This window comes from Ferruginibacter sp., assembly GCF_031430955.1.
In the GTDB taxonomy this organism is placed as follows: Bacteria; Bacteroidota; Bacteroidia; order Chitinophagales; family Chitinophagaceae; genus Ferruginibacter.
In genome coordinates this window covers 1-4,180 of the sequence record NZ_JANPCM010000258.1, presented here as the reverse complement: position 1 = coordinate 4,180, position 4,180 = coordinate 1, and the positions used below count along the sequence as shown (strand labels likewise).

The 4,180-nt window shown below is 36.0% G+C and carries 5 protein-coding genes; 1 reads left to right on the top strand and 4 read right to left on the bottom strand.

The window, feature by feature from the left end; all coding sequences use genetic code 11:
* A partial coding sequence (locus ACY65O_RS07250) for a hypothetical protein (protein ID WP_462220185.1) occupies nucleotides 1-352 on the bottom strand: 352 nt, incomplete at its 3' end.
* A 208-nt stretch (nucleotides 353-560) separates the two neighbouring features.
* Here ACY65O_RS07250 and mqnE point away from each other — a divergent pair.
* The gene (gene mqnE / locus ACY65O_RS07245; RefSeq protein ID WP_462220184.1) at nucleotides 561-1,730 is read left to right on the top strand and encodes an aminofutalosine synthase MqnE; all 1,170 of its coding nucleotides are present in this window, start codon (nucleotides 561-563) and stop codon (nucleotides 1,728-1,730) included.
* Nucleotides 1,731-2,007: 277 nt separating this feature from the next.
* On the opposite strand, the gene ACY65O_RS07240 is transcribed toward mqnE, so the two are convergent.
* From ACY65O_RS07240 to ACY65O_RS07230, 3 genes are all read right to left on the bottom strand, one after another.
* Nucleotides 2,008-2,487, bottom strand: a complete 480-nt coding sequence (locus ACY65O_RS07240; RefSeq protein WP_462220183.1) for a ferritin-like domain-containing protein — start codon at nucleotides 2,485-2,487, stop codon at nucleotides 2,008-2,010.
* Between the two features lie 190 nt (nucleotides 2,488-2,677).
* Nucleotides 2,678-3,826 (bottom strand): App1 family protein, encoded by a 1,149-nt coding sequence (locus tag ACY65O_RS07235; protein ID WP_462220182.1) that lies wholly within the window; start codon nucleotides 3,824-3,826, stop codon nucleotides 2,678-2,680.
* A 220-nt stretch (nucleotides 3,827-4,046) separates the two neighbouring features.
* Complete coding sequence (locus tag ACY65O_RS07230; protein WP_462220186.1) at nucleotides 4,047-4,130, bottom strand: hypothetical protein; 84 nt, start codon at nucleotides 4,128-4,130, stop codon at nucleotides 4,047-4,049.
* Between the last annotated feature and the right edge of the window lie 50 nt (nucleotides 4,131-4,180).

Genomic DNA, 4,180 nt, shown 5'->3' with positions numbered 1-4,180 from the left:
TTTTGCCTTCTTTATTCCATTCTTGCCACATTCCTTCTTTTATGTCATGCACATAATTTCCTTCTTTTTCTAACGAATTTCCATTGTAATAAGATTGAAATAAACCGTCCATACTGCTTAAAGTAGAATCGGTAAAATGCACCGACATCAGTAAATTGTTAGACGTATTACTGAAGTAATCCAGTTTTAAATGACTCCCATCATAAAAGCCTTTACCCGTAATGTTGGATTTTGATTTTTTACAGGAATTCAACTCCTTATCAAAATAATAAATGTATTTGTATGGCTGTGCTTTAACAGCCGGCAAAAAATAAAAAAATAAAAAGAAAAACGGAATACATATAATTTTCATAAGCAAAGTATAAAATCATCTTTAATAAAATGAATCTGGAGGGTATCAAAAATTGAAGGTAAGTAAACTTTTTGTATAAATTATTCTGCTAAAAGATGACAGGGCCAGTACTATTCCGTTTTTAAAATGATTCATAATTCGGGGAATAATTATTTATCTAAATGTAATTACAAGCCCAACTTCAACGTAAATTTGCAAAAAAAATACAATGAGTGCTTCAATAGATATTTTAATAAATAACACTGCCGATAACGATTTAAAAAATATTGCCCAAAAAGTAAAAGCCGGTACAAGAATTACAGATGAAGAATGTTTAGTGCTTTTTGAAAAAGGCAGCCTTGCCTTTGTTGGCGCTTTAGCCAATTTTATAAGAGAAAAATTACACGGTAATAAAACTTATTTCAACCGCAATTTTCATATTGAGCCTACCAATGTTTGTGTGTTCAGTTGTAAATTTTGCAGCTACAGCCGCCTTTATGCACATAAAGAAGAGGGTTGGGAATTAAGTATTGATCAGATGCTGGACATTGTAAAAACTTACGATGGCAAACCCATTACCGAAGTGCATATTGTGGGTGGTGTTCATCCAAAAATGAATATGGATTATTTTATTGAGCTGATGCAAAAAATAAAAGCCCACCGGCCATCGCTACATGTAAAAGCATTTACTGCGGTGGAATTGGATTACATGTTTAGAAAAGCAAAACTATCCACTGCTGAAGGCATGAAAAAATTACATGAAGCAGGGCTGGATAGTTTACCAGGTGGCGGTGCCGAGATTTTTCATCCGGAGATTAGAGAAAAAATTGCAGGCGATAAAGTAGATGCCAACGGCTGGCTAAACATACATGAAGAAGCGCATAAATTAGGTATGCACAGCAACGCCACCATGCTTTATGGCCATATTGAAAAATACGAACACCGTATTGACCACATGCGCAGGTTGCGTGAGCTGCAGGATAAAACAAAAGGCTTTAATACTTTTATTCCATTAAAATTCCGCAATCACGATAATGATATGAGTAATGTGCCTGAAAGTACTATTACCGAAGACATGCGGCTGTATGCAATTGCTAGAATTTACTTAGATAATTTTCCTCACCTTAAAGCTTACTGGCCCATGCTGGGAAGGCAAAATGCACAATTGAGTTTAAGCTTTGGTGTAAATGATATTGATGGAACCATAGATGATTCTACAAAAATATATTCGATGGCTGGCAGCGAAGAACAAATACCAAAAATGAGTACGCAGGAATTAGTTACACTAATAAAGCAAGTAAAACGCCAGCCCATTGAAAGAGATACTTTGTATAATGTAATTAAAGATTTTAGCGAAGTAGTTTTTACTGATGCAGAACATGCAGCTTCGTTAAATTAAATAATATTATACAAGGCTGGATAAAAATTTTGTTAGTTTTTTTTGCAACAGTTTTTGCATTTAAATAATTACTAACTTTATTTTTCATCAAATAAAAAGGAGGTATTCATGCAATCTACAGATCAGTCATGGGCAGCTCCGGTAAAAATTTTTTAACCGGAAGCTCAATAAATAATCTGCCCGGCCTGTGCAGCCGGGAGCCGCCAGTTTTTAGCTGGTGGCTTTTTTTTGCTATAACTTTTAAGTATATAAAAACATTTATAACGCTTAAGAAAAGTTATTCCGCAGCGTCTCTTAATACTTTAATCTCATCATGAGATTTTTTTAATGCATCTTTTTGTTTGCTAACCATTTGTCTTAAAAATCCTGGCAAATCATCATCTTCTTCTAATGCAGAAGCATAAGCTTTTTGAGCAGCGTCCTCACCAGTTTCGCAACTGGCAAGAATAGCATGCCTGTCTTTACCGGTAAACAATGCTTTTACATCCATCCAAACCCGGAAAATTTTTCCACTCGTCATTGTTCCTTCGGCCATTTTGCCGCCCAATACCTGAACCTCGTGCCCTAAAGCATTTCGGTTTTCCCTGCTTTCGTCAATCATCCTTTCAAAAAGCAAAGTAAGGTCTAAGTTTTCGGATGCATTGTCACCAGATTTTAATTCATCAATGGCTTTTTCGTAGCCAGCAATACGATCATTATTTATTAAAACAAGATCGTTTAAAATGTCTATGGTTGCTGTTGCTGTAGCTGTTTGCATAATTTTATATTTTATGAACAGCATGATAATTTTGTGCCAACAAAATTTTACAATACAATATGATGTAAAAAGAAAGATCACAGGGGTGTTATTGCCTCAACTACTGATAATATTCTACAGTTCTATTGTAATTCCTTCTTTAACTAATTCCTCAGTAAAATTTTTTGTTGAAGAAAAATAATACAAATCATTATCCTGCTTCAACTTTCCCTTCGTCATTACCTTCATCCTGTTTTTTATCTTTTTCAATTGCAGGGATTTGTTCTTTAAAGATTAATCCGGCAGCAGCGGCATGTTCTGCGGCGTTAACAGAGTTTTCGACCAGTATCATTTCTACTCCTTCTTTTTGTACAGCAACAGCAATATCTTTTGCAATTTGTTGTTTTTTACCTGCAGCAACATCACGTATATAAATGCTGATAATACGGCCGAGATAACGTTTTACCACTTCGTAATAAATGGGGGGATCCTGTTCGCCACTATCACCTGCCAATATAAAATTCAATTTTGGGTATGTATCGAGAATTTGTGCAATGGTTTTAAATTTATGTCCCATATAATCGCCGCTGATAAAAGATTCGTTCAAACCAAAATCTCTTAATAAAACCGGGCCAGCCGGTATATCGTTAAAATCCATAAAATCTGTAAGCAGGTCGTACATATTCCAGGGGCTGCTGCTTACATAAAAAAAAGGATTATTGCGTTTTCCATTACGGCCCAGTTGCAGGGCTTTATAAAATTCCGCCACACCCGCAAAAGGTAAACGGGTACGGGCATTACCCAACAAAACCGTCTTGCCCATGGCCAGCATATTTACTGCACCGGTTTGTATTATGGTATCGTCAATATCGCTGATGATGCCATACTCTGCATCTGCCGGAGGTATCATCATTTCTGCATCAACAGTAACGGGGCTGAATGGAATGGGTGCATCAATTAAGGTTAAGGTCAACACATGATATAATGCATCGGTTATAAGGGGTTCGTCGGGATGGATATCAAAAACAAAATAGCCTTCCTTATCAGTTATAACAGTATAGTATTTATTGCCCAGTTGCAATTGCAGTTTAGCACCGGACACTTCATCACTTTCAAAACGCTTGTACATGTTCAGCAAATTATCAATCATCCCATCACCATCTTGTGCTTTAGTAATTTTTTTATCTTCCAGTACACGTCCCCTTACAAAAATTTTATAAGGCGTGCCGTAAGTACGGTAAGGCACAATTTGTACTGCATCATAAGTACCCAGACGATGCTTTAATTTATCTATCCATTTATCTGCGACAGCATCTATTGTAATGGCGGCTTGCAATAATTTATTTTTCCAGGTTTGCATTTTAAGTGTATTACAAAAGTTAATCCAATTAAATTTAAAAAAAATTATTGCGTACTGTTGATAATGTAATGAAGATAAATTACTACAGTTAAATTTTTAGTGAATGTTGAAGTAAAAAAATACCCGGCAGTAACCGGGCATTTTAAAATAACATTTTTTTCCTTACCAAATGCGAATGCGGTCTGCTGGTTTTTTATACAGCTTATCTCCTTCTTTTACATTAAAGGCTATACCAGGCATCCATATTTACCGGCGCCCCAATAGTTCTGTATTGGCCGGGGGAATGTGTATCCGTTATTATCAATTGTGCTTCGGTTTGCGGCAATGTGTTATTGCGCCATACCTGTGCCCAGG